The organism is Paracoccus sp. AK26 (assembly GCF_011801365.1).
Classification (GTDB): domain Bacteria; phylum Pseudomonadota; class Alphaproteobacteria; order Rhodobacterales; family Rhodobacteraceae; genus Paracoccus; species Paracoccus aerius.
The window spans coordinates 227,409-253,241 of the sequence record NZ_CP041041.1; the positions used below are offsets into that span (position 1 = coordinate 227,409).

The window sequence follows — 25,833 nt, forward strand, 5'->3', positions numbered from 1 at the left end:
CGCGGTTTCCTTGTCGGACAGGGTTGGGGGGCGGCCCCGCAGCAGGGGCCGCGCCGGTGTCAGCTTGTCTTCCGGCGCTTCCGCTGGCGGTGGACATCGGCCACGACGGCGGCCACGACGATCGCGCCCTTGATCATCTCCTGGTAATAGGCGTCCAGCCGCAGGAAGGTGAAACCCGAGATGATGACACCGAAGATGACCATCCCGATGGCGGTTCCCAGCACCGACCCGCGCCCGCCCTGCAACGACACGCCGCCGATCACGGCCATGGCGATGGCGTCCAGTTCATAGGCCAGGCCCATCCCGGCCTGCGCCGTCTGCCCGCGGGCCGCGACCACCATCCCGGCAAGTGCTGCCAGCATCGCGGCAATGACATAGACCTTGACCAGGTGGCGTTCCACGTCGATGCCCGATACACGCGCGGCCTGGGCATTGGCGCCGATGGCATAGGTGAACTTGCCATAGCGGGTGTATTTCATCGCCACGTGGAAGATCGCTGCGACCAGGATGAAGATCACCACCGGCATCATGCCGCTGCCGATCCAGGCAAAGCCCTCGGTCGGGAAGCTGATGGGCTGGCCCTTGGTGTACCACTTGGCAAAGCCGCGCACCGTGACCATCGTGCCAAGCGTGGCGATGAAGGGCGGGATCTTGGTATAGGCGATCAGCCAGCCGTTGATCAGGCCGACGATGGCGCCAAAGCCAAGCCCGATCAGCAGGGGCACGATCATCGGCAGGTCGGTCAGCGCAGGATAGACCGCGCGCGCATAGGTGGACACCTGGGCGAATGACATGGCGACCATCGCCACCGCCCCCACCACGGAACCCGACGAAAGGTCGATCCCGCCCGAGATGATGACCTGCGTCACCCCCACGGCGATGATCCCGATGACCGAGACCTGCAGGATCATGATCTTCAGCCGGTTCCAGGAAAACAGGAAGGACTGGCCCTGGAAGATCCAGCCCAGGATCTCGAAGACCAGGGCGATGCCGATCAGGACCAGCAGGATGTTGACCTCGGCGGGCCATTTGCGCTGCGTGCGCGGGGCGGTGCGGGCGGTGATGTCTTGGCTGCTCATGCGGATGGTTCCCTTACTTCGCCGCAAGCGACATGATCTTGACCTGGTCGGCTTCGGCCCGGTCCAGGAAGCCCGACACATGGCCTTCGTGCATGACCATGATGCGGTCGGACATGCCCAGCACCTCGGGCAGTTCGGACGATATCATCAGCACCGCCACGCCCTGCGCGGCCAGTTCGGTGATCAGGCGGTGGATTTCGGATTTCGCGCCCACGTCGATGCCGCGGGTGGGTTCGTCCAGGATCAGGATGCGGGGTTTCGTCAGAAGCCAGCGGGCGATCAGCAGCTTTTGCTGATTGCCACCCGACAGGTTTTCCACCGTTTCCTGAAGGTTCGGGGTCTTGACGCGGAGGGTGCGGGCCATGTCCTCGGCCAGCTTGTTCACCTCGGCCTGGCGGACGAAGCCGTTTTTCACATGGCTGCGGGTGATCAGCGCGGACTGGATGTTCTCCAGGCAGTCCAGCGTCAGGAAGCAGCCGGTCTCCTTGCGATCCTCGGTCAGGAAGGCCATGCCATGCGCCATTGCCTGGGCGGGGGACTTGATCTGGACCGGCGTCCCGTCGATCAGGATTTCGCCGGACTCGGCAGGCGTGACCCCAAACAGCGCCTCGGCCACGTTCGACCGCTTGGAGCCCACCAACCCGGCCAGTCCCAGGATCTCGCCCCGGCGCAAGGTGAAGGACACGTCGTGGAAGACGCCGGGCAGGGTCAGGTTCCGCACCTCGAGGATCGTGTCGCCGATGGGGCAGTCGACCTTGGGGAACATGTTGGTGATCTCGCGGCCCACCATCATGCGGATGATGTCGTCGCGGGTGACATCCTTGGCATTGTGCGTGCCCACATACTTGCCGTCGCGGAAGACGGTGAATTCGTCGGCGATCTCGAACAGCTCGTTCATCTTGTGGGTGATGTAGACGATGCCGATGCCGCGCTGACGCAGATCGCGGATGATGGCGAACAGGTGGTCGACCTCTCGTTCGGTCAGCGCCGATGTCGGCTCGTCCATGATGAGAACGTCGGAATTGTGGCTGACGGCCTTGGCGATCTCGACCATCTGCTTTTGCGCGACCGTCAGTTCGGACACCTGGGCGCGGGGGTCCAGCCTGATGTTCAGCCGCGCGAACAGGTCGGCCGTCATCCGGGCCATTTCGGCATGATCGATCAGGCCCAGACGGTTCTTGGGTTCGCGGCGGATCCAGATGTTTTCCGCCACCGTCATCCAGTTCATCAGCGCCAGTTCCTGGTGGATCATCGAGATCCCCTGGTTCAGGGCGTCCAGCGGCGATTTCAGGGCCACCACCTGGCCGCGCAGCCGGATCTCGCCCGCGTCGGGCTGATAGACACCGGCGATGATCTTCATCAGCGTGGACTTGCCCGCGCCGTTTTCCCCCATCAGGGCGTGGACGGTGCCGGGGCGGATGCGCAACTGCACGTCGTCAAGGGCCAGAACGCCCGGAAACTCCTTGCGGATGCCGCTGATAGACAAGACGCCGTCGCGATCTATGGCAGCCTGTACGCGGTCGATCGCGGCAGCGGTCCTTGGGCTGACCATGGTCGTCCCTCCGTGATCCTGTGATGCGCCGGGACCCCGTGCCCCGGCGCTGCGCTGTCAGTTCCGGGCCTGGTATTCCGCCAGGTTTTCGGGCGTCACCAGTTCGAAGGGGACATAGACCTTGGTTTCCACTTCCTCGCCCCGCGCCAGGCTGAGGGCCGCGTCGACGGCGCCCTGGCCCTGGCCCGCGGCGTTCTGGAAGACGGTCACGTCCAGATCGCCCGCCTCCATCGCGGCAAGCGCGTCCTGGGTGGCGTCGATCCCGCCCACGATGATGTCGTCCATCGACCTGCCCGCGGATTTGAGCGCCTGGATCGCGCCGATCGCCATTTCGTCGTTGTTCGAGATCACCGCGTCGAATTCCAGCCCCGAGGTGATCCAGTTGGTCATCAGGTCGGCGGCCTGGGTGCGCGACCAGTTGGCCGTCTGCTCCTCGACAATCTGGATGAAGCCGCAGTCGGGCGTGGCGATCACGTCCTTGATGTCCTGGGTGCGCATCCGCGCCGCCTGGTTCGACAATTCGCCCATCAGGACCACGGCCCTGGCTTCGGTCTTGCCGGCTTCCTTCAGCAGGCGGCAGATTTCCTGGGTTTGCAACGTGCCGGATTCCTTTTCGTCGGACGCGACAAAGGCCTGCTTTTCCGGCAGGTCGTCCACGTTCACCGGCTCGCGGTTCACATAGACCAGCGGGATGCCGGCATCGGCGGCCGCCTGCGACATGGCCACGGTGGCGTCGGTATCGACCGGGTTCACGATGATCGCGTCCACGCCCGAGGCCACGAAGTTCTGGATCTGGTTCAGCTGCTTGCCGACATCGTTCTGGGCGTCCTCGATCTGCAGTGTCACGCCGTCCAGGCTGGCCGCGTGTTCCTGCATCCCGTTGCGAAGGACGGTCAGGAAGTTGTCGTCAAAGAGCGCCATGGACACCCCGATATTCTCGGCCTGGGCAGCCGTTGCCATCACCGCAGAAATCGCGGTCGCCGTCAGCAGTCGCTTCATTGTTCTTTCCCTCCACTGGTGGTGCGCGTGGCACCTTGTTCTTGCCGCGCCAGTCATTGGGCTGCACGGGGCCACCCCTGCGGATGCAGGGTTGCGGCAGTCCGGATCTTTGGCAGGCAGCGACGATTCTCCTCCGTGTCGTCGCAAGGGGAAGATCACCGAGAGGGTGCCCTTCGGTCAATCGCGGCATGACGCATAAAACCATCATTCATGATGGAAAATGACGTGCACCATGATGGTTTCACCTCAGGGGAGTCACAGGCTTTCCGGCGTCCAGATCTGGAAGGGCAGGAAACGCTGGCCGGGATTGTCGGTCAGGCCGTGTTCGCGGGCATGGATCATCAGGGCCACGGTTTCCTCGCAGACCTGCCGCAGGGGCGTGCTGATGACAACCGACAGGGTGCGGTCCTGCAGCGCCTCGCGCGAATCCGGGGTCAGTTCGTTCACGATCAGCGCCACGTCGCCGGGCTTGCGCAGTTCGCGCAACGCGGCAATGGCGCCTTCCATCCCGCCACCGGCGCAATAGATGCCGACAAGGTCGTTGTGGCGTTCCAGAAGCTCCGTCACCGCTTCATAGGTCAGTTGCCGCGTTTCCAGGTTGACCTGCGGGTTCAGCAATTCGAAATCCGGCGCGTATTCCCGGAAATAGCTGCGAAAGCCGGTTTCGCGCAACTCGTGCCCGTGGAAGCGGTGCCCGCCGATGAAGACCGCGACCTTGCCGGGCCTGCGGGCGATCTTGGAAATCAGCCAGCCTGCCGACCGCCCCACCTTGATATTGTTCGTCCCGACATAGCTTTCGCGCACGCCCTGGGCGAAATCGGACAACAGGGAAAAGGTCGGAATGCCGCGCTGTCGCAGGTCGCTGACGGCCGCCGTGACCTTGTGGTGGTCCAGCCCGGTGGCAGCCACCATGTCCACCTTTCCGGTCATCGAGGCCAGAATCTGCTCAAGCTCTCCGGGCAGCGTCGATTGTGCAAAGCGCACCGTGACCCGCAGCCGGTGCGAGGAGACCTGCGCCGCGTGTTCCTGAAACAGCCGCGCGAAATCCTGGTAGAAGGGATGGCGCTCCTTTTGCAGGATCAACCCGACATGCAATTCGGGCAGTTCCGCCATCAGCCGGGCGCGGATCGCATTTGCCCCGTGATAGCCGATGCGCTGCGCGGCGTCCTGCACGCGCCGCGCGGTTTCCTCGCGCACCTTCATGCGGCCGTTCAGCACCCGGTCTGCGGTGGCAAGGCTGACGCCAGCTTCCCGGGCAAGGTCGGCGATGGTCGGACGGCGCATCCGGCCCCCTTTCCGATTGTGATGGAAGACGTCAGGGCGTTGATGGTTTCACGTCACCCGTGCCGGCGTCAACCCAGTGATTCAGACGCTTTCGGGCATGAAGATCTGGATCTCGGTTGCGACGGATCCTGCGTCACCGTCCAGCCGGCCGATCAGCCGGGCCATGGTTTCCACCGCCAGCCGCGCTTCGAGCATGGGTTTCTGGTCGATGATCGCCTGCACCTTGCGCGCCTTCAGCAAGGCCCGCCGCTGCGGCGTCAGTTCATGCGTGACGATGGCGATGGACCGCGACCGCCGCACGGGCGCAAGCGCGGCCACCAGTTCCGTGCAGCCCGTGGTGCACAGATAGATGCCGCGCAGGTCGGCATTGGCCCGCACCGCGCGCAGGGCAAGGGCGGCGGCGGTTGCCTTGTCCTCGTGCGTTTCCAGCACTTCGGCCACGTGCAGGCGAGGGTGGCGTTCGGCCAGCAGGTCGACAAATCCGCCGCTGCGCGCGCCGTGGCCCGGCATGTCGAAGCGCCCGATCAGGACCAGGGCCTCGCCCCTGTCGGGGCCCGCCAGGTGACCCATCAGGTCGCCCGCGACGCGGCCCGCCTGGCGGTCGTCGGGGCCGACAAATGCGGCGCGATTTCGGGCGGGCAGGTCGTCGGCCATGGTCACGACGGGGATGCGCGCGGGCAGCGCCTCGACCGCCATGACGATCTGCGGGGCGGCGGGAACGGTCAGGATCATGCCGTCGGCCCAGGATGCCGCGCGGGTGATCCGGGCGGCGATCCGGTCGGGATCGGCGGGGTCGATATGCTCGACCTGCAGCAGCATGTTCAGATCGCGGTGAAGCGTACGGGCCTGGTCGATGCCCCCGCGAAGCTGATCGTGGAAGGGGTTCGTGGGCGGCTGGATCAGGACGGCGATGCGCTTTGTCAGGGTGGGCCTGATCGCAAGGTTCCGGTCCAGCCCAAGCTTCCGCGCGGCCTGCAGGATCGCCATCTCTTTCGCGGCCGAGACGCCGCCCCGGCGGTTCACGACCCGGTCCACGGTGGCGACCGACGCGCCTGCCGCCCGCGCCACATCCTCCAGCGTCACCTTGGCCATGATCCCCCCCTGCCTGCGCGACAGTGGCGGTTTGAGGGTTTCCCCTCAAGAGATTCCTTCGCGGGGCGTCCCGTGCCCGATAATCCGGTAGGCGACCGGAGGACCCCATGACCATCACCATCACGACCGCCCCCTGCTGCTGGGGCGTGGACGATGTCGCGAACCCGAACCTGCCCGACTGGCGGCTGGTCCTGGCCGAGGCCGCGGCAGCGGGCTATGGCGGGCTGGAGCTTGGGCCCTACGGCTACATCCCGCTGGATGCCGAAACGGTGTCCGCGGAGTTGCGGCGGCATGGGCTTTATGTCGTGGCGGGGACGATCTTCGACAACCTGGTCGACCCCGCCAACCGCGACAACCTGGAACGCCAGACCCGCCAGATCTGCGCGGTGATCACAGCCCTGCCCAAGCCTCCGGCAGCGCCGGGCCAGCGGTATGCCGCGCCCTACCTGACGGTGATGGACTGGGGCCACGACGCCCGCGACTTCGCCGCCGGCCAGTCGGACCGCGCGGCCCGGCTGGACGATGCCGCCTGGGCCGGCATGGTCGCCAACATCCGCGCCATCGCCCGGATCGCCCGCGGCCACGGCGTCCGCGCCGTGATCCATCCCCATGCCGGCGGCCATGTGGAATTCGCCGATGAGATCGCGCGGATCCTGCGCGACATCCCCGCCGACGAGGCGGGCCTGTGCCTGGACACCGGCCACACGGCCTATTCCGGGATGGATCCGGTCGCCATGCTGGAGGCCTGCTGGGACCGCCTGGACTACATCCATTTCAAGGACATCGACCCGGCCGTCCATGCCGGCGTGATGAACAGCCGCATCCGCTTCTTCGAGGCCTGCGCCCTGGGCGTGATGTGTCCCATCGGCGACGGCTGCATCGACTATCCGGAGATTCTGTCGCTGCTGGAACGGCGCGGCTATGCCGGTTTCATCACCGTGGAACAAGAGCGCGACCCCCGCAGCGCCGGCGGGACGCTGGCCGATGTCGCGAAGTCCCGCCGCTATCTGGAACAGGTTGGCTTCGCCCGCCCTGCCATGGAGAAAACCCGATGATCGACGGCATCCGCTTGACGAAGGCCCCCATCCGCTGGGGCATGGTGGGCGGCGGAAGGGGCAGCCAGATCGGCTATGTCCACCGCTCTGCCGCGCTGCGTGACGGGTATTTCTCCCTTCTGGCCGGAGCCTTTGATCTGGACCCCGATCGCGGCCGCGCCTTCGGGGCGGATCTGGGGCTGGACCCGGGCCGCTGCTATCCCGACTGGCAGGCGATGTTCGCGGCGGAAGCCGCGCGCGCCGACGGCATCCGCTGCGTCACCATCGCCACGCCGAACAACACTCATTACCCGATCACCCGCGCGGCCCTGCTGGCGGGCCTGCACGTGATCTGCGAAAAGCCCCTGACCTTCACCACGTCCGAGGCGCTTGACCTGCAGGCCATCGCAGCCGACCGCGGCCTGGTCGTTGGCGTCGCCTACGGCTATTCCGGCCACCAGATGATCGAGGAGGCCGCGCGCCTTGTCGCCGACGGCACGCTGGGCGAGATCCGCATCGTCAACCTGCAATTCGCCCACGGCTTCCACAGCGCGGCGGTGGAACATGACAACCCCGCCGCCCGCTGGCGCGTCGATCCGGCCTTTGCGGGGCCAAGCTATGTCCTGGGCGACCTTGCGACCCATCCGCTGTATGTCGCGCAGGTCATCTGCCCCCATCTGCGCATCCGCCGGCTGCTTTGCACTCGGCAAAGCTTCGTCTCCTCCCGCGCGCCGCTGGAGGACAACGCGACCGTGCTGATGGAATACGAAGGCGGCGCGGTGGGGACCTGCTGGACCTCGGCCGTGAATGCGGGGGCGATGCACAGCCAGAAGGTGCGGATCGTGGGGTCGAAGGGTTCGGTCGAATGGTGGGACGAACATCCCAACCAGTTGCGGCTGGAAATCCAGGGCGAACCCGCGCGCGTCCTGGACCGGGGGATGACCTATCTGCACCCGCAGTCGCTGGCTGACGACCGCATCGGCGCGGGTCACCCGGAAGGGCTGTTCGACGCCTGGGCCAACCTGCACTGCCGCTTTGCCCTGGCCATCGAGGCGCATGAGGACAAGGATCCCGCACGCCTGGCCGGCCTGCGCTATCCCGGCATCGAGGCGGGGGTCGAGGGCGTCCGCTGGGTCGAGCATTGCGTGCGGTCGGCCGACGGGGGCGGGGTCTGGGTCGACTACGCCTGACCGATGCCAGCCGGGCACCCCCGGCTGGCAGGATCGTCACGCCATCGTGGCGATGTCCATGACGAAGCGATACTTCACGTCGCCCCCGAGCATCCGTTCATAGGCTTCCTCGATCTGGTCGGCGCGGATCATCTCGATATCGGCGGTGATGCCGTGCCGGGCGCAGAAGTCCAGCATCTCCTGCGTTTCGGGAATGCCGCCGATCATGGAACCGGCCAGGCTGCGGCGGCGCATGATGAAGTTGAAGACATTGGGCGACGGATGGGGCGTCGCCGGCGCGCCCACCAGGGCCATGGTGCCGTCGCGCTTGAGCAGCGCCAGAAAGGCGTCGAGGTCATGCGGGGCGGCGACCGTGTTCAGGATGAAGTCGAAGCTTTGCGCATGGGCCCACATCTCGTCGGCGTCCTTCGAGATGACCACCTCGTCCGCGCCGAGCGCCCTGGCCGCCTCGCGCTTGTCGGGCGAGGTGGTGAATGCCACCACATGCGCGCCCATCGCATGGGCCAGCTTCACGCCCATATGGCCCAGGCCGCCGATGCCCACGACCCCCACCTTCTTGCCCGGTCCCGCCCCCCAGTGGCGCAGCGGCGAATAGGTCGTGATCCCTGCGCAAAGCAGGGGGGCCACTGCGGCAAGCTGGTTTTCGGGATGGGTGATCTTCAGGACATAGCGTTCATGGACCACGATCGCCTGGGAATAGCCGCCAAGCGTGTGGCCGGGCGCATCTTCGGTCGGCCCGTTATAGGTGCCGATCATGCCGTCGCAGTAATTCTCGAGCCCGTCCTCGCAATCGGCGCAATGCTGGCAACTGTCCACGATGCAGCCCACGCCCACCAGATCGCCAGGCTTGTGGCTGGTGACATGGGCGCCGACGGCGGTCACGCGGCCCACGATCTCATGTCCTGGGACGCAGGGGTAAAGGGTGCCTGCCCATTCGCTGCGGGCCTGGTGCAGGTCGGAATGGCAGATGCCGCAAAACGCGATCTCGATCCGCACATCATGGGGGCCGGTGTCGCGCCGGGTGATCTGCATCGGGCCCAGGGGCTGGTCGGCGGCAAGGGTTCCAACGGCATGGATGGTCATGAGCGGTCCTTTCAGATCAGGGGTTGGCCCGAGGTTGCCTTACCGGGGCCACCGGGACCAGCGGAAATCATGGCCGGGCAGCGTCACCCGAAGGCGGCCGTCCCGGGTTTCCAGGGGATCGCCCAGCAGGGCGGTGGATTCGCCCCGGCAGGACGCGCCCAGGTCCAGATCCAGCCGAGCGGGCTTCGGGGACAGGTTGTGCAGGGTGACAAGGTCGTGGTCTGCTGCGGCATAGCGAAGGGCGATCACGCCATCGGGCGCATTGGCGATTGTGCGGCATTCGCGGCGCCCGATGCCCGGATGATCCAGCCGGATCGCGGACAGCCGGGCCACGTGGTTCAGAAGCGAGCCCGGATCGTCCCACTGGTCCGTCGCATTCACCTGGTCCGGGCCGAAGGCGCGGGCGACGACGGGCTGGATCAGGCGGGCCTTGGCGGCGGTGGAGAAGCCGCCGTTGCGGCCACGGGTCCACTGCATCGGGCTGCGCACCGCGTCGCGGCCCGGCTGGCCCAGGTCCTCGCCCATGCCGATCTCGTCGCCATAGCAGAGCAGGGGCGCCCCGGGCATGGCGAACAGCAGGCTGAGGGCCATGCGCAGCCTCGGCCCGTCGCCGCCCAGCATCGGCGCCAGCCTGCGGCGGAAGCCGCGGTCGAAGATGCGCATGTCCTGGTCCGGGGCCAAGATACCTACGGTGGCGCGGAAGGCGTCCGGGTCCAGCCGCTCCAGCGTCGCCTCGTCCAGGTTGCGCAGGAAGTTGGCCCAAACGCCGTTGTCGGGCGGCGGGGGCAGGCGGGCCAGCCCGTCCAGCACCGGCTGCGCGCGGCCCGACGCCAAGGCGTGCAGCAGATGGTTGTTCAGCGAAAAGTTCATCATCGCGTTCATCTGCCCGCCGTCGAAGAAATCGGGCAGGCTGCCCTCGTCCTCGTTGACCTCGGACATGATCAGGGCGTCGGGGATGCGGCGGGTGACATGGCGGAAGATGTCGCGCAGGATCCGGTGGTCCTTGTCCTTGCCGCCCTGCGGGTCCAGCGGCTTCTGGATCAGGTGTGCGGCGGAATCGATGCGGAAGCCCGCGATGCCGAAGCTCATCCAGAAGTCCATGATCCGTTCCAGTTCCATCCAGACCGACGGGTTTTCGTGGTTCAGGCTGGGCTGGAAGCGAAAGAAGCGGTGATAGTAATACTGCTGCGCCACCGGGTCATGGGTCCAGGTCGTGTCCTCTTGCCCCGGAAACATCGGGCCGCGGCCGGGCGCGGGGCGGGGGGGATGGTCGGTCCAGACGTAATAGTCGCGAAAGGGCGACCGGGCGTCGTGCCGGGCCGACAGGAACCAGGGATGCCGGTCCGAGGTGTGCTGCGCCACCAGATCCAGGATGACGCGGATCCCGCGCGCGCCGGCTTCGGTCAGGAAGAACAGGAAATCGTCAAAGCTGCCGTATCGCGGATCGACTTGCAGGTAATCCGTGATGTCATAGCCGTTGTCGCGGTTGGTCGAAGGGTGGAAGGGCAGCAGCCAGATGCAGGTCACGCCCAGCCGGACCAGGTGGTCCAGCCTCTCGGTCAAGCCGGGAAAGTCGCCGATCCCGTCGCCGTTGCTGTCGCAGAACCGCGAGACATCGACGCCATAGATGACCGCGTTCTTCCACCATTCGCCCGCGTCAGTCATCCCTGCCCGCCCCTGTTCCCTGCCCAAGCGCAAGCCGCAAGGCCGCGTATTGTTCCGGGGAGGGAACTTCCCACGCCTTTGCGGGCTTCCCGCAGGCACGCACAAGGGGAACGGCCATGACGCGCATCGGATATCACGCCTCGCACGAACAGTTCGATCCCCGCACCATGCGCGACCTGGCCGTCCAGGCCGAGGCTGCCGGCTTTGCCGGGGTCAAATGTTCCGACCACCTGCAACCCTGGAGCACGCGGCAGGGCCAGTCGGGCCATGCCTGGGTCTGGTTGGGCGCGGCGATGGGCGCGACCACGGTTCCCTTTGGCAGCATCTCGGCGCCGGGATACCGTTACCACCCGGCGGTGATGGCGCAGGCGGTGGCGACGCTGGGGCAGATGTTCCCCGGCCGGTTCTGGCTGGCCCTTGGCACGGGCGAGGCGTTGAACGAATGGGTGACGGGCCTGCCCTGGCCGGACAAGCCCGAACGCAATGCCCGCCTGCGTGAATGCTTTGACGTGATGCACGCCTTGCTGCGCGGCGAGACCGTCACCCATCGCGGCCGCATCACCGTGATCGAGGCGCGGCTGTGGTCGCTGCCCGACACGCCGCCGCCCCTGTTCGGCGCGGCCGCCACACCCGAAACGGCCCGTCTTCTGGGCGGCTGGGCGGAAGGACTGCTGACCCTGGGCGGCGATCCCGACAAGGTCGCCAAGGTCATCGCCGCCTTCCGCGAGGGCGGCGGCGAGGGCAAGCCGGTCCATATCCAGCACACCATATCATGGGCCGAGACGCAGGATCAGGCCATGGCCAATGCCCTGGACCAATGGGCGCCTGTCGCCATCGGGGGCGAGATCAACTGGGACATCCGCCGCCCGACGGATTTCGACCTGCTGGGGCAGTTCGTCGGCCCCGACCAGATCGGCCGGTCGGTGCGCGTCTCGGCCGATCCGGGGCTGCACCGCGCCGACCTGCAGGCCCTGGCCGGTCTGGGCGTCGATACGATCTTTCTCCACAATGTCGGGCTGAACCAGGAAGCCTTCATCGACATGGCCGCGCGCGAACTGCTGGGCTGAGGCCCCCGCCGCGCCAAGCCCCTACAGCTTGTCACGCCAGCGGTTGACCAGGGGATAACGCCGGTCCAGCCAGAAGGCCCGGGTCGAGATCCTCGGTCCCGGCGCGGCCTGGTAGCGTTTCCATTCGCTGCCATAAAGCAGCCGTTCCACCAGTCGCACCGTATCCGCGTCGAAGCCCTGTGCGACAAGATCCGCCAGCGACAGGTCCTTTTCCACCAGCCCTTCCAGGATCGCGTCCAGGATGTCGTAGGGGGGCAGCGAATCCTGGTCCACCTGGTCCGGGCGCAGTTCCGCCGAAGGGGGCTTCTGGATGATCCGGGGCGGGATCACCTCGCCCGCCGGTCCCATCATCCAGTCGCGGTGGTTCCCGTTGCGCCAGCGGCAGGTTTGGAACACGCGTGTCTTGTAGAGATCCTTGATCGGATTATATCCGCCCGCCATGTCGCCATAGATCGTGGCATAGCCCACGCCCACCTCGGACTTGTTGCCGGTGGTCAAGAGCATCCCCCCGAACTTGTTCGAAATCGCCATCAGCATCACGCCGCGCAGGCGGGATTGGATGTTTTCCTCGGTGATGTCGGGCTGGGTGCCTTCCATCAGATGCGCCAAGGCACCCGATACCGCATCGCGCGCGCCATCGATGCGGACGGTGTCTAACCGGGTGCCCAGGCGGGCCGCGCAATCGGCGGCGTCATCAAGGCTGGTCTGGGACGTGTATTCGCTGGGCAGCATCACGCAGTGGACGTTTTCCGGCCCGATCGCGTCAGCGGCGATGGTTGCCACAAGCGCGGAATCGATCCCGCCGGACAGGCCCAGCACCACCGTCTTGAAGCCGGACTTGCGCATGTATTCGCGCAGGCCCAGCATCATCGCCATGTAGTCCTGTTCCCATTCGTCGGGCTGCGGCGCCATTTCGCCCGGCTCGGCCCGCCAGCCGTCATCGGTCAGGGTGAAATCCACATGGGCCAGCATCTCCTGGAACGGCGGAAGCTGCACGACCTTGTGGCCGCCGGGGTTCAGCACGAAGCTGGCGCCGTCGTAAAGCTGGTCGTCCTGCCCGCCCACCATGTTGACATAAACCAGCGGCAGCCCGGTTTCGACCACGCGGGCAACCATGTGGCCCATGCGCAGGTCCAGCTTGTTGCGGTGATAGGGCGAGCCGTTCGGCACGACCAGGATCTCGGCGCCGGTCTCGGCCAGGGTCTCGGCCACGTCGGGGGCCCAGCCGTCCTCGCAGATGGGCGAGCCGATGCGCGCGCCCGCGACGGGATAGGGGCCGCTGATCGGGCCGCTGTCGAACAGGCGCAATTCGTCGAACAGCTGCTTGTGGGGCAGGCGGTGCTTCAGCACGCGCGCCACCAGCTCGCCGTCCTTGAAGACCCAATAAGCGTTATACAGCATGTCACGGTCCGCCCAGGGACCGCCGATGCCGATGGCCGGGCCGCCGGTGCAGGCGGCAGCCAGTTCGCGGATCGCTTCCTCGGCCTGGCGGGTGAAGGCCGGCTTCAGCACCAGATCCTGGGTCTGGTACCCGGTGATGAACATCTCGGGCAGGGCCAGCATGTCGGCACCCGCGTCCCTTGCGGCAGCCCAGGCGTCGCGCGCCTTGGCGGCGTTGCCCGGCAGATCGCCCACGGTGGCATTCAGCTGGCCGATGGTCAGGCGGAAACGGTTTGTCATGATGCTTGGCCCCTGGTCCTTGTGGAAATCGTGATAGGCGATGGCGCGGATAAGGAAAAGTCGGGCTTTGCGTGCCGGGTTCCGCTGCGCTAGACCAGAAGCGAAGGACAAAGGACTATGTGGCGATGAAGGCGGCAAGTTGGGCGGCTGTTGTGGCGCTGTTGGCGGGGACCGTGGCGGCGGACGCGCAGGTCGTGACCAAGCAATACGACGACGGCGGCGTCTACGAGGGCACCTTCCGCAACGGTCGCCAGCACGGCCAGGGCAGCTATACCCTGCCCAACGGCTATCGCTACGAAGGCGACTGGGTGGAGGGCGAGATCCTGGGCCAGGGCCGCGCGACCTTTCCCAACGGTTCGGTGTACGAAGGCCAGTTCGCGGAAGGAAAACCCAACGGCACGGGCACCATCACCTACGCCGACGGCGGCACCTATGAAGGCGACTGGGTTGCCGGAGAGATCACCGGCAAGGGTGTCGCGCGCTATGCCAACGGCTCGGTCTATACCGGCGATTTCGTCAAGGGCCTGCACCAGGGCAAGGGCGTGCTGACCCAGCCCAACGGCTATCGCTATGAAGGGGACTGGAACGCGGGCGTCAAGGAAGGGCAGGGCAAGATCACCTATCCCGATGGCGCGGTCTATGAAGGCGGGATGCTGGCCGGTCAGCGTGCGGGCAAGGGCAAGCTGACCATGGCCGACGGGCTGGTCTATGACGGCATCTGGTCGGCTGGTCAGATGTCGGGCACGGGTGTGCTGGTCCAGGGCTCGGGCGACCGCTACGAAGGGCAGATGCTGAACGGCCGGCGCGAAGGGCAGGGGATCGCCACCTATGCCAATGGCGATGTCTACGAGGGAAGCTTCAAGTCCGACCGCCGCCACGGTCAAGGCACCTTCACCGGCACCGACGGCTATGTCTATATCGGGTCCTGGGTCGAGGGCCGGATGGAGGGCGAGGGCCAGATCACCTATCCCGACGGTTCCATCTACCAGGGCCAGATGAAGGCCGACCGTCCCGACGGCCGGGGCAAGATCACCTATCCCGATGGCGCGACCTATGACGGCCAGTGGTCCCAGGGCGTGATCGAGGGCGAGGGCAAGGCCACCTATGCCAATGGCATGGTCTATGAAGGCGGCTTCAGGAATGCCCGCAACCATGGCCAGGGCCGGATGACCTATCCCGACGGCTATGTCTATACCGGGGCCTGGGCCGACGGGCAGCGCCACGGCGAAGGCCAGGCGACCTATGCCGACGGCACCGTCTACACGGGCGGCTTCGTCAACGGCTTGCGCGAAGGCCAGGGCAAGCTGACCACGCCCGACGGCTTTGTCTACGAAGGCGGCTGGAAGGCGGGCGAGATCGACGGAAAGGGCACGGCCACCTATGCCAGCGGCGACCGATATGAAGGCAGCTTCGTGGCCGGCAAGCGCCAGGGCCAGGGCGTCATGCGCTATGCCAGCGGCGAGGTCGCGTCCGGCCAATGGGACCAGAACCGCCTGGTCGAAAGCGGCCCGGCGCCCGAAGGCGAGGCGACGGATACGCCGGCCATGCCCACCGAGGCACCAAATCCCTAAGGTGCGTGCTTGCACGCACCTTCCGCCCGGGCAGCCCCGACATTTCGCTTCACTGGTATGGAAGTATGGTATAGATCCTCCGGCAGGAGGCATTCATGGACATCGCCCGCATCACCATCGCGCCCAGCACCTCGGCCCAGGTGCATGACTGGCTGCGCAAGCGCGTCCAGCAGGGCGACCTGCCCCCCGGGATGCGGATCAGCGAAACCGAGGTCGCGGCCGCCATCGGCATCAGCCGCCAACCCGTGCGGGAAGCCTTTATCCGCCTGGCCAGCGACGGCCTGGCCGAGGTCCGCCCCCAGCGGGGCACCTATATCAGCAAGATTTCCGTGGCGGCGATCCTGTCCGCCCGCTTCATCCGCGAGGCGGTCGAGGCCGACCTGGCCCGCGCCGTGGCCAAGACCCGTCCCGTTGCCGTCCTGGACCGCATGGCCAAGGAAATCGCCAAGCAACACAAGGCGGACCGGGACGGAAACGTCGAGGACTTCATCGAATCCGACGACCGCTTCCACAAGCTGCTGGCGCTTGGGGCGGGGCAGGAGGCCGTCTGGGCCGATCTCGACCGGCTGAAGGCGCAGATGAACCGGCTGCGCCACCTGTCCATGCGCGCCTTCGACCGCAGCTTCACCATCGGCCAGCACCAGCAGATCCTGGATGCGCTGCGCGGTGGCGACGCGGACGCAGCCGAATCCGCGATGCGCGCCCATCTGCGCCAGATGCTGACCGAGGTGCCGCAGATCGCGGCCGCCCAGCCCGACTATTTCACTGCATGAGAGGATCCCCATGAGACACACCTGGCGTTGGTTTGGCCCGAATGACCGCGTGTCGATCGACGACATGCTGCAGGCCGGCGTGCAGGGCGTCGTCACGGCGCTGCACCATGTCCCGACCGGAGAGGTCTGGTCGTCCGAACAGATCGCCCTGCGCCAGGCCCAACTTGCCTCGATGCGCGACGGTTCGCCTTCGGGGCTGGCCTGGGAGGTCGTGGAAAGCCTGCCCGTCAGCGAGGCGATCAAGACCCAGTCGGGCGACTGGCGCGGCCATGTGCAGAACTGGATCGCCTCGATGCGGAACCTGCACGCGGCGGGGATCCGGGTGATCTGCTACAACTTCATGCCGGTGCTGGACTGGACGCGCACCGACCTGGAATGGCGCCGCCCCAATGGCGCGCGCTGCATGCGCTTCGACCTGACCGACTTCGCGGCCTTCGACATCCACATCCTCGAACGCCCCGGCGCGGCCGAGGACTTCCCGGAAGACATCCGCGACGCCGCCGCCCGCCGCTTTGCCGACATGGACGATGCCGCGCGCCAGCAGCTTGCCGGAAACGTGGTCTTCGGCCTGCCCGGCGCGGCCGAGCATCTGACCATGGGCGATGTGCGCGACCTGCTGCAGACCTATGCGCCGGTGACGGACGCGGTGTTGCGCCGCAACTTCAACGCCTTCCTGGAACAGGTGGCGCCCGTCGCGCAGGACCTTGGGATGCGGCTGTGCTGCCACCCGGACGATCCGCCCTTCCCGCTGCTGGGCCTGCCCCGCGTCATGTCCACCGAAGCAGACTATGCCGAACGCATGGCGGCTGTGGATCTGCCCGCGAACGGGATCACGCTGTGTTCCGGGTCGCTGGGGGCGCGGCACGACAACGACCTGCCCGGCATGATGCGTCGGCTGGGCGACCGCGTGCATTTCCTGCACCTGCGCAATGTGCGCCGCGACACCGACACCATCCCCGCCAGCTTCTTCGAGGATGAACACCTGGGTGGGCAGACGGACATGGTGGACCTGATAGACGCCATCCTGTCCGAGGAAGCGCGCAGGCAGGCGGCAGGGCGCGAGGACTGGCGTATCCCCATGCGCCCGGACCACGGCCAGGACATCCTGGACGACATCGGCCGGGGCGGTCAGCCGGGCTATCCCGCGATCGGCCGCCTGAAGGGCCTGGCCGAACTGCGCGGCGTCGAACTCGCGTTGTCGCGCAAGCACCGGGCCGCCTGATGCGCATCCTGTCCATCGGAGAGGCGATGGTTGAACTGGGCCAGTCGGACCAGCCCGGCCTGTGGCGCCTGGGGATCGCGGGCGACACGCTGAACACGGCCTGGTATTTGCGCCGGTTGCTGGGCGCGGATTGGCAGGTCGATTACCTGTCCCGCGTGGGTCAGGGCGCCTTTTCGCAGCAGATGGTGGATTTCCTGGTTGCCGAAGGCATCGGCGCCACCCATGTCGGCCGCGATCCCGACCGAGAGATTGGGCTTTACGCGATCAGCCTGAAGGACGGCGAACGCAGCTTCGCCTATTGGCGCGATACGTCGGCAGCCAAGCGTCTGGCCGACGATCCGGCGGCCCTTGACGCGGCGCTTGACGGTGCGGGGGTCGCCTATTTCTCGGGGATCACGGTGGCGATCCTGCCGCCCCAGGGCCGGGCGAACCTGCTGGCTGGCCTGGGCCGGGCCAAGGCGGCAGGCACACGGATCGTCTTCGACCCGAACCTGCGCCCGCGCCTGTGGACCGACGCCAACACGATGCGGCAGGGGATCAGCGATGCTGCCGCGGGTGCAGATCTGGTCCTGCCCTCTTTCGACGACGAGGCCACGCATTTCGGCGATGCCGATCCCCAGGCGACCGTGGCCCGCTATCTGGCGCTTGGCGCGGGGCAGGTGGTGGTCAAGAATGGCGGCGGGCCGATCAGCTTTGGCGGGGCCGGGGGATCGGGCGTGATCGACGACCTTGCGCCCGAAACGCCCGTGGACAGCACGGCGGCAGGCGACAGCTTCAACGCGGGCTATCTGGCGGCCAGCCTGTCGGGCGCGGATTGCGCGGCGGCCATCGCGGCGGGCCACAACCTCAGCAGCAAGGTCATCCGCCATCGCGGCGCCCTGGTGCAACAGGCCTTGGCGGAAAAGGCGTAACCATGGTGGGCGAGGGCCCAGGCCCTTGCCCCTTGGTGTCAGGCGGCGACGCGGCCCGCGACCATGGCCCGCGCGCCGTCTTTCATCAGCCCCGACAGCGCCGCCGTCAGGTCCGCCGCGAAGCCCGCATCGTCGCGCAGCGCGGGCGGAAAGACCTCGGCCAGGGCCAGGAAGCCCGCCACGGTCTGCGCCGGATCGTCGCGCCACAGCGCGGCGAGACGCGGGGCCAAGGGATCCTTGACCTCGATCACCGCGCCCTGTTCGTCGCGCCCCGAGGCATAGCGCATCCAAGCCGCCACGGCCAAGGTCAGGCCCGGCACGGCGCGGCCCGCAGCGCGGCCCTCTGCAATGGTGCCAAGGATGCGCTGCGGCAGCTTCTGGCTGCCGTCCATGGCGATCTGCCAGGTCCGGTGCCGGATCGCCGGATTCGCATAGCGCGCGGCAAGCGCATCGGCATAGGCCCCCAAATCCTCGCCGGGCGGAGGGGTCAGGGCCGGGATGATCTCGTCCCGCCACAGCCCACGCACGAAATCGGCAAAGACCGGATCGGCCATGGTTTCGGCGATGGTCTCATGGCCGGCCAGATAGCCCAGATAGGCAAGGCTGGAATGCGTGCCGTTCAGCATCCGCAGCTTCATGTGTTCAAAGGGCGTCACATCGGCCACCATCTGCACGCCGACCGTCTCAAAGGCCGGACGGGGGCCGCAGAAATGATTCTCGACAACCCATTGGCGGAAGGGTTCGTGCATCACCGGCGCTTCATCGCGATACCCGGACGCAGCCTCCAGCCGGTCCAGGTCGGTGGGCGTGGTCGCAGGCACGATCCGGTCCACCATGGTCGCGGGGAACGCGCCCTGCGCCTCGATCCATTGGGCCAAGGCTGGGTCGATCAGGCGGGCAAGTTCCCCAACCACGCCCTGCACCACCCGCCCGTTTTCCGGCAGGTTGTCGCAGCAAAGCACGGTGAAGGGTGGCAGCCCCGTCGCGTGGCGCAGGGCCAGGGCGCGGACCAGGAAACCCGGCGCCGATCTTGGCAGCGGATTTTCCAGGTCATGCCGGATATCGGGATGGTCGCGGTTCAGCTTGCCGGTCGAGGGTTCGTGGCAATAGCCCTTTTCCGTCACCGTCAGGCTGACGACATGCGTGTCGGGTGCGGCCATGACATCCAGGACGGCCTGCGGGTCTTCCGGCGCGACCAGCACGTCGCGCAGGACCGTGACCACCTGCGGCTTCTCGCCGTCCGGTCCCAGTTCAAGCGCAGTATAGGCCCAGCCCTGCGGGCGCAGCCTGTCGCGCGTGCCCGGCGATTGCAGCGAAACGCCCGTGATGCCCCAGTTCCCGGCCTCGGCCACATAGACTGCACCATGAGCGCGGAAGAAGGCGCCAAGGCCCAGGTGGACGATGCCCGCCTTGGGCGTGGGGTCGCGATATAGCCTATCGTGCAAGCCAGCCTCCATCGACATTCAGGACCGCGCCGTTGACATAGTCGGACGCAGGCGCCGAGAGGAACACGGCGGTCTGGCCGATATCTTCGGCCCGGCCCCAGCGGCCCGCCGGGATGCGGTCCAGGATCGCGCGGTTGCGGACCGGATCGGCGCGCAGGGCGGTAGTATTGTTGGTCTCGATATAGCCCGGCGCGATGGCGTTGACGTTGAGGCCAGCCGCCGCCCATTCGTTCGCCATCAGCTTGGTCAGGCCTGCCACGCCGTGCTTGGAGGCGGTATAGGACGGCACCCGGATGCCGCCCTGGAAGGACAGCAGGCTGGCGATGTTGACGATCTTGCCCCGCCCGCGCGGCAAGGCCGCCCTGGCGAAGGCTTGGCAGGTGAAGAACAGCGCCTTGAGGTTGGTGTCCATCACCTCGTCCCAGTCGGCCTCGGTGAAATCGACCGCATCGGCGCGGCGGATGATGCCCGCGTTGTTGACCAGGATGTCGATGCGTTCGCTGGCAAAGACATCGCGCGCGGCCATCGGGTCGCTGAAGTCCAGCCGCATCTGGCGGCCCGCCTTTTCAGAAACCTGGCCCATCAGCGCCAGCGTCTGATCGCAATCACGCCGACCCGCGGCGATCACCTCGGCCCCCGCCTGTGCCATGGCCACGGCGATGGCCTGGCCGATGCCGGTGTTGGCGCCGGTGACAAGCGCTGTCTGGCCGTCCAGGGAAAACGCGCTCACCGCAGATCCCCCGGCTGGACGAAGTCCATGTCGGTGTAATCGACATTGTCGCCCGCCATGGCCCAGATGAAGGTATAGCCGCCGATGCCCGCGCCCGAATGGATCGACCAGGGGGGCGAGATCACCGCCTGTTCGTTGCCCACGAAGATATGGCGGGTTTCCTGCGGCTCGCCCATCAGGTGCAGGACGCGCGATTCCGGCTCCATGCCGTGATACAGGTATGCCTCCATCCGGCGGTCGTGGACATGGGCAGGCATGGTGTTCCAGACCGATCCGTCCTCGAGCGTAGTATAACCCAGCACGAGCTGGCAGCTTTCCATCACCAGGGGGTGGATGAACTGGCGGATGGTGCGCTTGTTCGAGGTCTCGACCGCGCCGGTCTTCATCTCCTTGGCCTCATCGACGGTAATCAGCCGGCAGGGCAGTTCGCGATGCGCGGGGCAGGAGGTGATGTAGAACCGCCCCTTGCCGCTAAAGGTCACCGCGCCGGATCCCATGCCCAGGTAGAGCACGTCGCCGTTCTTCATGTCCCAGGTCTGGCCCGCCGCCGTGACCGATCCGGCCTCGCCGATATTGACGATGCCCATCTCGCGCCGTTCCAGGAAGGTCGCGGTCCTGGTTTCGGCGATCTTGTCCAGCGTGATGTCGGCGCCGTCCGGGACCGCGCCGCCCACCACGAAGCGGTCGTAATGGGTATAGACCAGCCGGATTTCCGCCCGGGCGAACAGCCCCTCGGCCAGGAAATTGCGGCGCAGGGCTTGGGTGTCCATGCCTTTCGCATGATCGGGATGAACCGCCTGGCGGGTTTCGACATGGGTGGTCATAGCAGAGCCTTTCACAGGAAATCGTCGCGGCGGGGGGTGAAGCTGTCGATCAACTCGCCCCCTTCAAGACAGGTGCAGCCGTGCTGGGCATGGGACGGGATGACAAAGGCGTCGCCCGGCCCGACCTCGAATTCGCGGCCATCCACGGTGAAGCGATAGCGGCCCGACTGCACATAGGTCGATTGCACATGGGGGTGGGAATGCAGCGCCCCTTGGTCGCCCGCCCGGAAGGCGAAGCGGACGACCATCAGTTCGGGCGAATGGGCCAGGACGGTGCGGATGGGATCGCTCATTTGAACACGCTCGGCAGCCACAGCGACAAGGCGGGGACATAGGTCACCAGCATCAGCACGGTCAGGCCCGCGATATAGAAGGGCCAGACGCTGCGCATGGCTTCCCAGATCGATATCCGGGCCACGGCGGCGGCGACGAACTGGACCGGGCCCAGCGGCGGCGTGTTCAGCCCGATCCCCAGGTTCAGGATCATGATGACGCCGAAATGCACCGGATCGACGCCAAAGGCCGCGACCACCGGCAGAAAGATCGGCGTCGTGATGATGATCAGCGGCGACATGTCCATGAAGGTGCCCAAAACCAGCAGCACGATGTTGATCATCAGCAGGATCACCAGCGGGTTGTCCGACACCGACTGCATCCAGTTGAGCGAGATCTGCGCCACATGCAGATAGGCCATCAGCCAGCCGAAGGCGCCCGCCATGCCGATGATCAGCAGCACCATCGCCGTGGTGCGCACCGCCTGCTGCGTGGCATGGACGAAGTCCCTCCAGGACATGCTGCGATAGACCAGCACCGTCACCAGGACGGCGTAGATGACCGCGATGCAGGAGCTTTCGGTGGCCGTGAACACGCCCGACCGCACCCCGCCGAAGATGATCGCGATCAGCAGCATCCCCGGCAGCGATTGCAGCAGATAGTATCCGACCCGGGCAAAGCCGGGAAAGGCCTCGGTCGGGTAGCCGCGCTTGCGGGCGACGATATAGGCCGTGACCGACAGCGCCGCCGCCAGCAGCAGGCCGGGAATGATGCCCGCCGTGAACAGGTCGGCGATGGAAATCCGCCCCCCGCCCGAGATCGAGTAGATGATCATGTTGTGGCTGGGCGGCAGAAGCAGCGCGATCAGCGCCGACATCGAGGTCACGTTGACCGCATAATCCGCGCCGTAGCCGCGTTCCTTCATCTGCGGGATCATGATGCCGCCGACGGCCGCGGCCTCGGCCACCGCCGATCCGGAAATGCCGCCGAACAGGGTCGAGGCCGCGATGTTGACCTGGCCCAAGCCCCCACGGACATGGCCGATCAGCGATCCGGCAAAGGCCACGATCCGCGCGGCGATGCCGCCCCGGACCATCAGGTCGCCCGCGAAGATGAAGAAGGGAATGGCCATCAGCGTGAAGACGGAAATCCCCGCCGACAGCCGCTGGAAGACCACCAGCGGCGGCAGGCCCATGTAACCCACGGTGGCCAGGCTGGATATGCCAAGGCAAAAGGCGATCGGCGTGCCGATCAGCATCAGGACGGTGAAGACGCCGAAGAGGATCAGGTATTCCATGTCAGGCCTCGGTCATGAGGATGTCTTCGGCGTCGGGCTCGGCCTCGGCCTTGCGTCCCGACAGGCGGTTCAGCAGGTGTTCCAGCACGAAAAGCGTCATCAGGACGCCGCCCACGAACAGCGGCATGTAGGAAAAGCCGCCGGGCAGCCGGATCACCGGCAGCGTCGAATCCCAGGTCCGCTCCATCAGCTGCCAGCCATAGACCGCCATGCCGATGCTGAAGGTCAGCACCGCCAGATCGGACAGCGCCCTCAGCCAGGTTCCCGCGCCTTCGGGCAGGAAGAACAGCAGCACGTCGAAGCCCATGTGGAAGCTTTCATGAACCCCCACTGCGGATCCCAGGAAGATGAACCAGCTCATCAGCAGGATCGCGACGGGTTCCACCCATAACAGGCTGTCGTTCATGACATAGCGCATGAAGACCTGCGCGAAGACGATGATCGTCATCGCCACAAGCCCGCTTCCGGCCAGCCACAGGCTGATCCGCGAAAGCCGGGAATTGAGACGCGACAACGCGGCGATGCTGCCCAGCATGGCGTCACCTTTTCGATTTCAAGAATGGAAGAAGCCCGCGGCGAAAGCGCCGCGGGCTGGATGGTTACTGGGCCGGCTGGGTTTCCCGGATGCGCTTGACCAGGTCCTGCGCTTCGGGCGTGGTCACGTATTTTTCATAGACGGGGGCCATTGCCTCGATGAAGGCGGTCTTGTCCACGTCCCTGATGACCTCGGCGCCCGCCGCGATGACCTTTTCCTCACTGGCCTTTTCCTGTTCCGCCCAAAGCTGGCGCTGAATGGTGGCCGAGTTCTTGGCAGCCGTGCGCATGATCTCCTGGTCCTCGGGCGACAGTTTCTCCCACGAGGTCTTCGACACCGCGACCAGTTCCGGGACCATCAGGTGCTGGTCCAGCGTGAAGTATTTCGCGACCTCGGCATGGCCCGAACTGTCATAGGAGGGGAAGTTGTTTTCGGCCCCGTCGATGACGCCGGTCTGGATGGACGAATACACCTCGCCGTAAGGCATCGGCGTGGCATTGGCGCCCAGGGCCGACATCATGTCCACGAAGACGTCGTTCTGCATGACGCGGAACTTCATGCCCTTCAGGTCCTCGACCGTCTGGATCGGCTTCTGCGAGTTGTAGAAGTTGCGCGCGCCCCCATCGTAATAGGCAAGGGCGATCAGGTCCTTTTCCTCGAAGGCGGCGGCGATCTCCTCGCCGATGGGACCGTCCATCACCGCGTGCTGGTGTTCGGGAGAGGTGTAGAGATAGGGCAGCGACAGGGTCTGCGTGATCGGCACGATGTCGTTGAACGACCCGAACGAGGCGCGCACCATGTCGATCACGCCGAACTGGGTTTGCTCGATCGTGTCCTTTTCCTCGCCCAGCTGGGACGACGGGAAGACCTCGATGCAGATGCGGCCCTCGGTCTTTTCCTTGACCTCGGCGGCCATGGCCTTGACGCCCTCGACGGTCGGATAGCCGTCGGGATGGGTGTCGGAAGACCGCAGGGTGATTTCGCATTCGGCCGCCGCGGCACCGCTTGCGAAGGCGGCCGAGATCAGCAATCCGGCGAAGGTGGTCTTGACGAACTTCATGGTTTCCTCCCGTTGGTGAAGCTCAGAGTTTGTAGGCCTTCTTGGCGAGGCCGTAGGTCAGGTCATGCGCCAGGTCGGATGCTTCGTCCTCGCGAAGGCGTCCGGTGGCGACAAGGGTGGCAAGAAAGGCGCAATCCACGCGGCGCGCGACATCATGGCGCGCGGGGATCGAGCAGAAGGCGCGGGTATCGTCGTTGAAGCCCACGGTGTTGTAGAAGCCGGCGGTTTCCGTGGTCATCTCGCGGAAGCGGCGCATCCCCTCGGGGCTGTCGTGGAACCACCAGGGCGGGCCAAGCCGCAGGCAGGGATAGACCCCCGCGAGGGGCGCCAGTTCGCGCGAATAGGCGGTCTCGTCCAGCGTGAACAGGATCACCGTCAGGTCGGGGCGCATCCCCACCGCGTTCAGCAAGGGGCGCAGGGCCGCGACGTAATCGGTGCGGCCGGGAATGTCGAAGCCCTTGTCGCGGCCATGCACCGCCATGACCGGATCGGAATGGTTGCGCCGCGAGCCAGGGTGGATCTGCAGGACCAGCCCGTCCTCAAGGCTCATCCGCGCCATTTCGGTCAGCATGTGGCCGCGGAAGGCATCGGCTTCATCCGCGCTGCACTGGCCGCGCAGGGCCTTGCCGAACAAGGCCGCGGCATCGGCCTGCGCCAGATCCTCGGTCCGCGCCGTGGCATGGCCGTGGTCGCTGGAGGTCGCGCCGTGGTTTTTGAAGAACGCCCGGCGCGCCCGGTGCGCGTCCAGGTATCCGTCCCAGGTCGCGGTGTCGAAGCCGGTCTGTTCCCCCAGCAGCGCCACGTTGTCGGCAAAACCCGCCATTTCGGGGTCCACCACCCCGTCGGGGCGATAGGCGGTGACGACGCGGCCGTCCCAGCCCGATTCGCGGATCATCCGGTGCCAGCGCAGATCGTCGGTCGCGGCTTCGGTCGTGGCGATGACCTCGATGTTGAACCGCTTGAACAGCGCGCGGGGCCGGAACTCGGGGCGCGCCAGGCAGTCGGCGATGTGGTCGTAATACCAATCCGCCGTTTGTTCCGTCAGCGGCCGGTCGATGCCGAAGACATGCTGGAAGCTGTGGTCCAGCCACAGCCGCGACGGCGTGCCACGCAGCAGGTGAAAGTTCCGCGCGAACAGCCGCCAGATCTTGCGCCCGTCGGTCTCGGTCGGCCCGCCATCCACGCGCGGCACACCCAGATCGGTCAGCGCCATGCCCTGGCTGCACAGCATCCGGAAGACGTAATGGTCAGGCGTGACGAACAGCTGCGCCGGATCGGGAAAGGGCTGGTCCTCGGCGAACCAGCGGGGATCGGTATGGCCGTGGGGGCTGACGATGGGCAGGTCGCGGATATCCGCATAAAGTCCGCGCGCCAGGTCGCGGGCGCGTCCGTCTAGCGGAAACAGCCGATCCTCGTCCAGCAAGCCCATCCTCCCCCCTTCGAGTCGCACTTGTATCGCAACTACTC

At 66.5% G+C, this 25,833-nt stretch carries 23 protein-coding genes; 7 read left to right on the forward strand and 16 right to left on the reverse strand.

What is annotated here, in order from left to right:
• Positions 1-59 precede the first annotated feature (59 nt).
• From FIU66_RS01050 to FIU66_RS01070, 5 genes are all read right to left on the reverse strand, one after another.
• Positions 60-1,079, reverse strand: a complete 1,020-nt coding sequence (locus tag FIU66_RS01050) for an ABC transporter permease (protein ID WP_167620980.1) — start codon at positions 1,077-1,079, stop codon at positions 60-62.
• Positions 1,080-1,092: 13 nt separating this feature from the next.
• Positions 1,093-2,631: a sugar ABC transporter ATP-binding protein gene (locus tag FIU66_RS01055; RefSeq protein ID WP_167620981.1), complete on the reverse strand. Its 1,539-nt coding sequence runs from the start codon at positions 2,629-2,631 to the stop codon at positions 1,093-1,095.
• A 57-nt stretch (positions 2,632-2,688) separates the two neighbouring features.
• Positions 2,689-3,630 (reverse strand): sugar ABC transporter substrate-binding protein, encoded by a 942-nt coding sequence (locus FIU66_RS01060; protein WP_167620982.1) that lies wholly within the window; start codon positions 3,628-3,630, stop codon positions 2,689-2,691.
• 255 nt (positions 3,631-3,885) lie between these two features.
• Entirely contained in the window at positions 3,886-4,914 is a 1,029-nt protein-coding gene (locus FIU66_RS01065; protein ID WP_167620983.1) for a LacI family DNA-binding transcriptional regulator, read from the reverse strand.
• An 81-nt stretch (positions 4,915-4,995) separates the two neighbouring features.
• Positions 4,996-6,006, reverse strand: a complete 1,011-nt coding sequence (locus FIU66_RS01070) for a LacI family DNA-binding transcriptional regulator (RefSeq protein WP_167620984.1) — start codon at positions 6,004-6,006, stop codon at positions 4,996-4,998.
• Positions 6,007-6,113: 107 nt separating this feature from the next.
• Between FIU66_RS01070 and FIU66_RS01075 the strand changes: the two genes are divergently transcribed.
• Positions 6,114-7,061: a sugar phosphate isomerase/epimerase gene (locus FIU66_RS01075; RefSeq protein WP_167620985.1), complete on the forward strand. Its 948-nt coding sequence runs from the start codon at positions 6,114-6,116 to the stop codon at positions 7,059-7,061.
• Positions 7,058-8,230 carry a Gfo/Idh/MocA family protein gene (locus FIU66_RS01080; RefSeq protein ID WP_167620986.1) on the forward strand — a complete coding sequence of 391 codons (1,173 nt, stop codon included), beginning with the start codon at positions 7,058-7,060 and terminating at the stop codon, positions 8,228-8,230. Before FIU66_RS01075 ends, FIU66_RS01080 begins: the two co-directional genes overlap by 4 nt.
• A gap of 36 nt (positions 8,231-8,266) precedes the next feature.
• Here FIU66_RS01080 and FIU66_RS01085 read toward each other — a convergent pair whose 3' ends face one another.
• Complete coding sequence (locus FIU66_RS01085; protein WP_167620987.1) at positions 8,267-9,313, reverse strand: NAD(P)-dependent alcohol dehydrogenase; 1,047 nt, start codon at positions 9,311-9,313, stop codon at positions 8,267-8,269.
• 39 nt (positions 9,314-9,352) lie between these two features.
• Positions 9,353-10,978, reverse strand: a complete 1,626-nt coding sequence (locus FIU66_RS01090) for an alpha-amylase family protein (protein ID WP_167620988.1) — start codon at positions 10,976-10,978, stop codon at positions 9,353-9,355.
• A 116-nt stretch (positions 10,979-11,094) separates the two neighbouring features.
• On the opposite strand from FIU66_RS01090, the gene FIU66_RS01095 reads away from it, so the two are divergent.
• Positions 11,095-12,045: a TIGR03885 family FMN-dependent LLM class oxidoreductase gene (locus tag FIU66_RS01095; protein WP_167620989.1), complete on the forward strand. Its 951-nt coding sequence runs from the start codon at positions 11,095-11,097 to the stop codon at positions 12,043-12,045.
• Between the two features lie 21 nt (positions 12,046-12,066).
• Here FIU66_RS01095 and FIU66_RS01100 read toward each other — a convergent pair whose 3' ends face one another.
• Complete coding sequence (locus tag FIU66_RS01100) at positions 12,067-13,725, reverse strand: NAD+ synthase (RefSeq protein WP_167620990.1); 1,659 nt, start codon at positions 13,723-13,725, stop codon at positions 12,067-12,069.
• 125 nt (positions 13,726-13,850) lie between these two features.
• Here FIU66_RS01100 and FIU66_RS01105 point away from each other — a divergent pair, with 125 nt between their 5' ends.
• The 4 genes from FIU66_RS01105 (at position 13,851) to FIU66_RS01120 (ending at position 18,202) form a co-directional block, all read left to right on the forward strand.
• Positions 13,851-15,296: an MORN repeat-containing protein gene (locus FIU66_RS01105; protein WP_167620991.1), complete on the forward strand. Its 1,446-nt coding sequence runs from the start codon at positions 13,851-13,853 to the stop codon at positions 15,294-15,296.
• A 95-nt stretch (positions 15,297-15,391) separates the two neighbouring features.
• The gene (locus FIU66_RS01110) at positions 15,392-16,069 is read left to right on the forward strand and encodes a GntR family transcriptional regulator (RefSeq protein ID WP_167620992.1); all 678 of its coding nucleotides are present in this window, start codon (positions 15,392-15,394) and stop codon (positions 16,067-16,069) included.
• Positions 16,070-16,079: 10 nt separating this feature from the next.
• Positions 16,080-17,291 (forward strand): mannonate dehydratase, encoded by a 1,212-nt coding sequence (uxuA, locus tag FIU66_RS01115; RefSeq protein WP_167620993.1) that lies wholly within the window; start codon positions 16,080-16,082, stop codon positions 17,289-17,291.
• Positions 17,291-18,202: a sugar kinase gene (locus FIU66_RS01120; RefSeq protein WP_167620994.1), complete on the forward strand. Its 912-nt coding sequence runs from the start codon at positions 17,291-17,293 to the stop codon at positions 18,200-18,202. Before uxuA ends, FIU66_RS01120 begins: the two co-directional genes overlap by 1 nt.
• 38 nt (positions 18,203-18,240) lie before the next feature.
• Here FIU66_RS01120 and FIU66_RS01125 read toward each other — a convergent pair whose 3' ends face one another.
• The 8 genes from FIU66_RS01125 to uxaC all read right to left on the reverse strand — a co-directional run bounded on the left by FIU66_RS01125 (position 18,241) and on the right by uxaC (position 25,795).
• Positions 18,241-19,659 carry a mannitol dehydrogenase family protein gene (locus tag FIU66_RS01125; protein WP_201281102.1) on the reverse strand — a complete coding sequence of 473 codons (1,419 nt, stop codon included), beginning with the start codon at positions 19,657-19,659 and terminating at the stop codon, positions 18,241-18,243.
• On the reverse strand, positions 19,637-20,377 hold the full coding sequence (gene kduD, locus FIU66_RS01130) for a 2-dehydro-3-deoxy-D-gluconate 5-dehydrogenase KduD (RefSeq protein ID WP_167620996.1): 741 nt from the start codon (positions 20,375-20,377) through the stop codon (positions 19,637-19,639). Before kduD ends, FIU66_RS01125 begins: the two co-directional genes overlap by 23 nt.
• A complete protein-coding gene (gene kduI, locus FIU66_RS01135) occupies positions 20,374-21,201 on the reverse strand; it encodes a 5-dehydro-4-deoxy-D-glucuronate isomerase (RefSeq protein ID WP_167620997.1) in 828 nt (275 codons plus the stop codon). Before kduI ends, kduD begins: the two co-directional genes overlap by 4 nt.
• A gap of 11 nt (positions 21,202-21,212) precedes the next feature.
• Positions 21,213-21,494: a cupin domain-containing protein gene (locus tag FIU66_RS01140; RefSeq protein ID WP_167620998.1), complete on the reverse strand. Its 282-nt coding sequence runs from the start codon at positions 21,492-21,494 to the stop codon at positions 21,213-21,215.
• Positions 21,491-22,771 carry a TRAP transporter large permease gene (locus FIU66_RS01145; RefSeq protein WP_167620999.1) on the reverse strand — a complete coding sequence of 427 codons (1,281 nt, stop codon included), beginning with the start codon at positions 22,769-22,771 and terminating at the stop codon, positions 21,491-21,493. Before FIU66_RS01145 ends, FIU66_RS01140 begins: the two co-directional genes overlap by 4 nt.
• Position 22,772: 1 nt before the next feature.
• Entirely contained in the window at positions 22,773-23,306 is a 534-nt protein-coding gene (locus FIU66_RS01150; protein WP_167621000.1) for a TRAP transporter small permease, read from the reverse strand.
• A 64-nt stretch (positions 23,307-23,370) separates the two neighbouring features.
• Positions 23,371-24,366 (reverse strand): TRAP transporter substrate-binding protein, encoded by a 996-nt coding sequence (locus FIU66_RS01155; protein WP_167621001.1) that lies wholly within the window; start codon positions 24,364-24,366, stop codon positions 23,371-23,373.
• 22 nt (positions 24,367-24,388) lie between these two features.
• Positions 24,389-25,795, reverse strand: a complete 1,407-nt coding sequence (gene uxaC / locus FIU66_RS01160) for a glucuronate isomerase (RefSeq protein ID WP_167621002.1) — start codon at positions 25,793-25,795, stop codon at positions 24,389-24,391.
• Positions 25,796-25,833 lie beyond the last annotated feature (38 nt).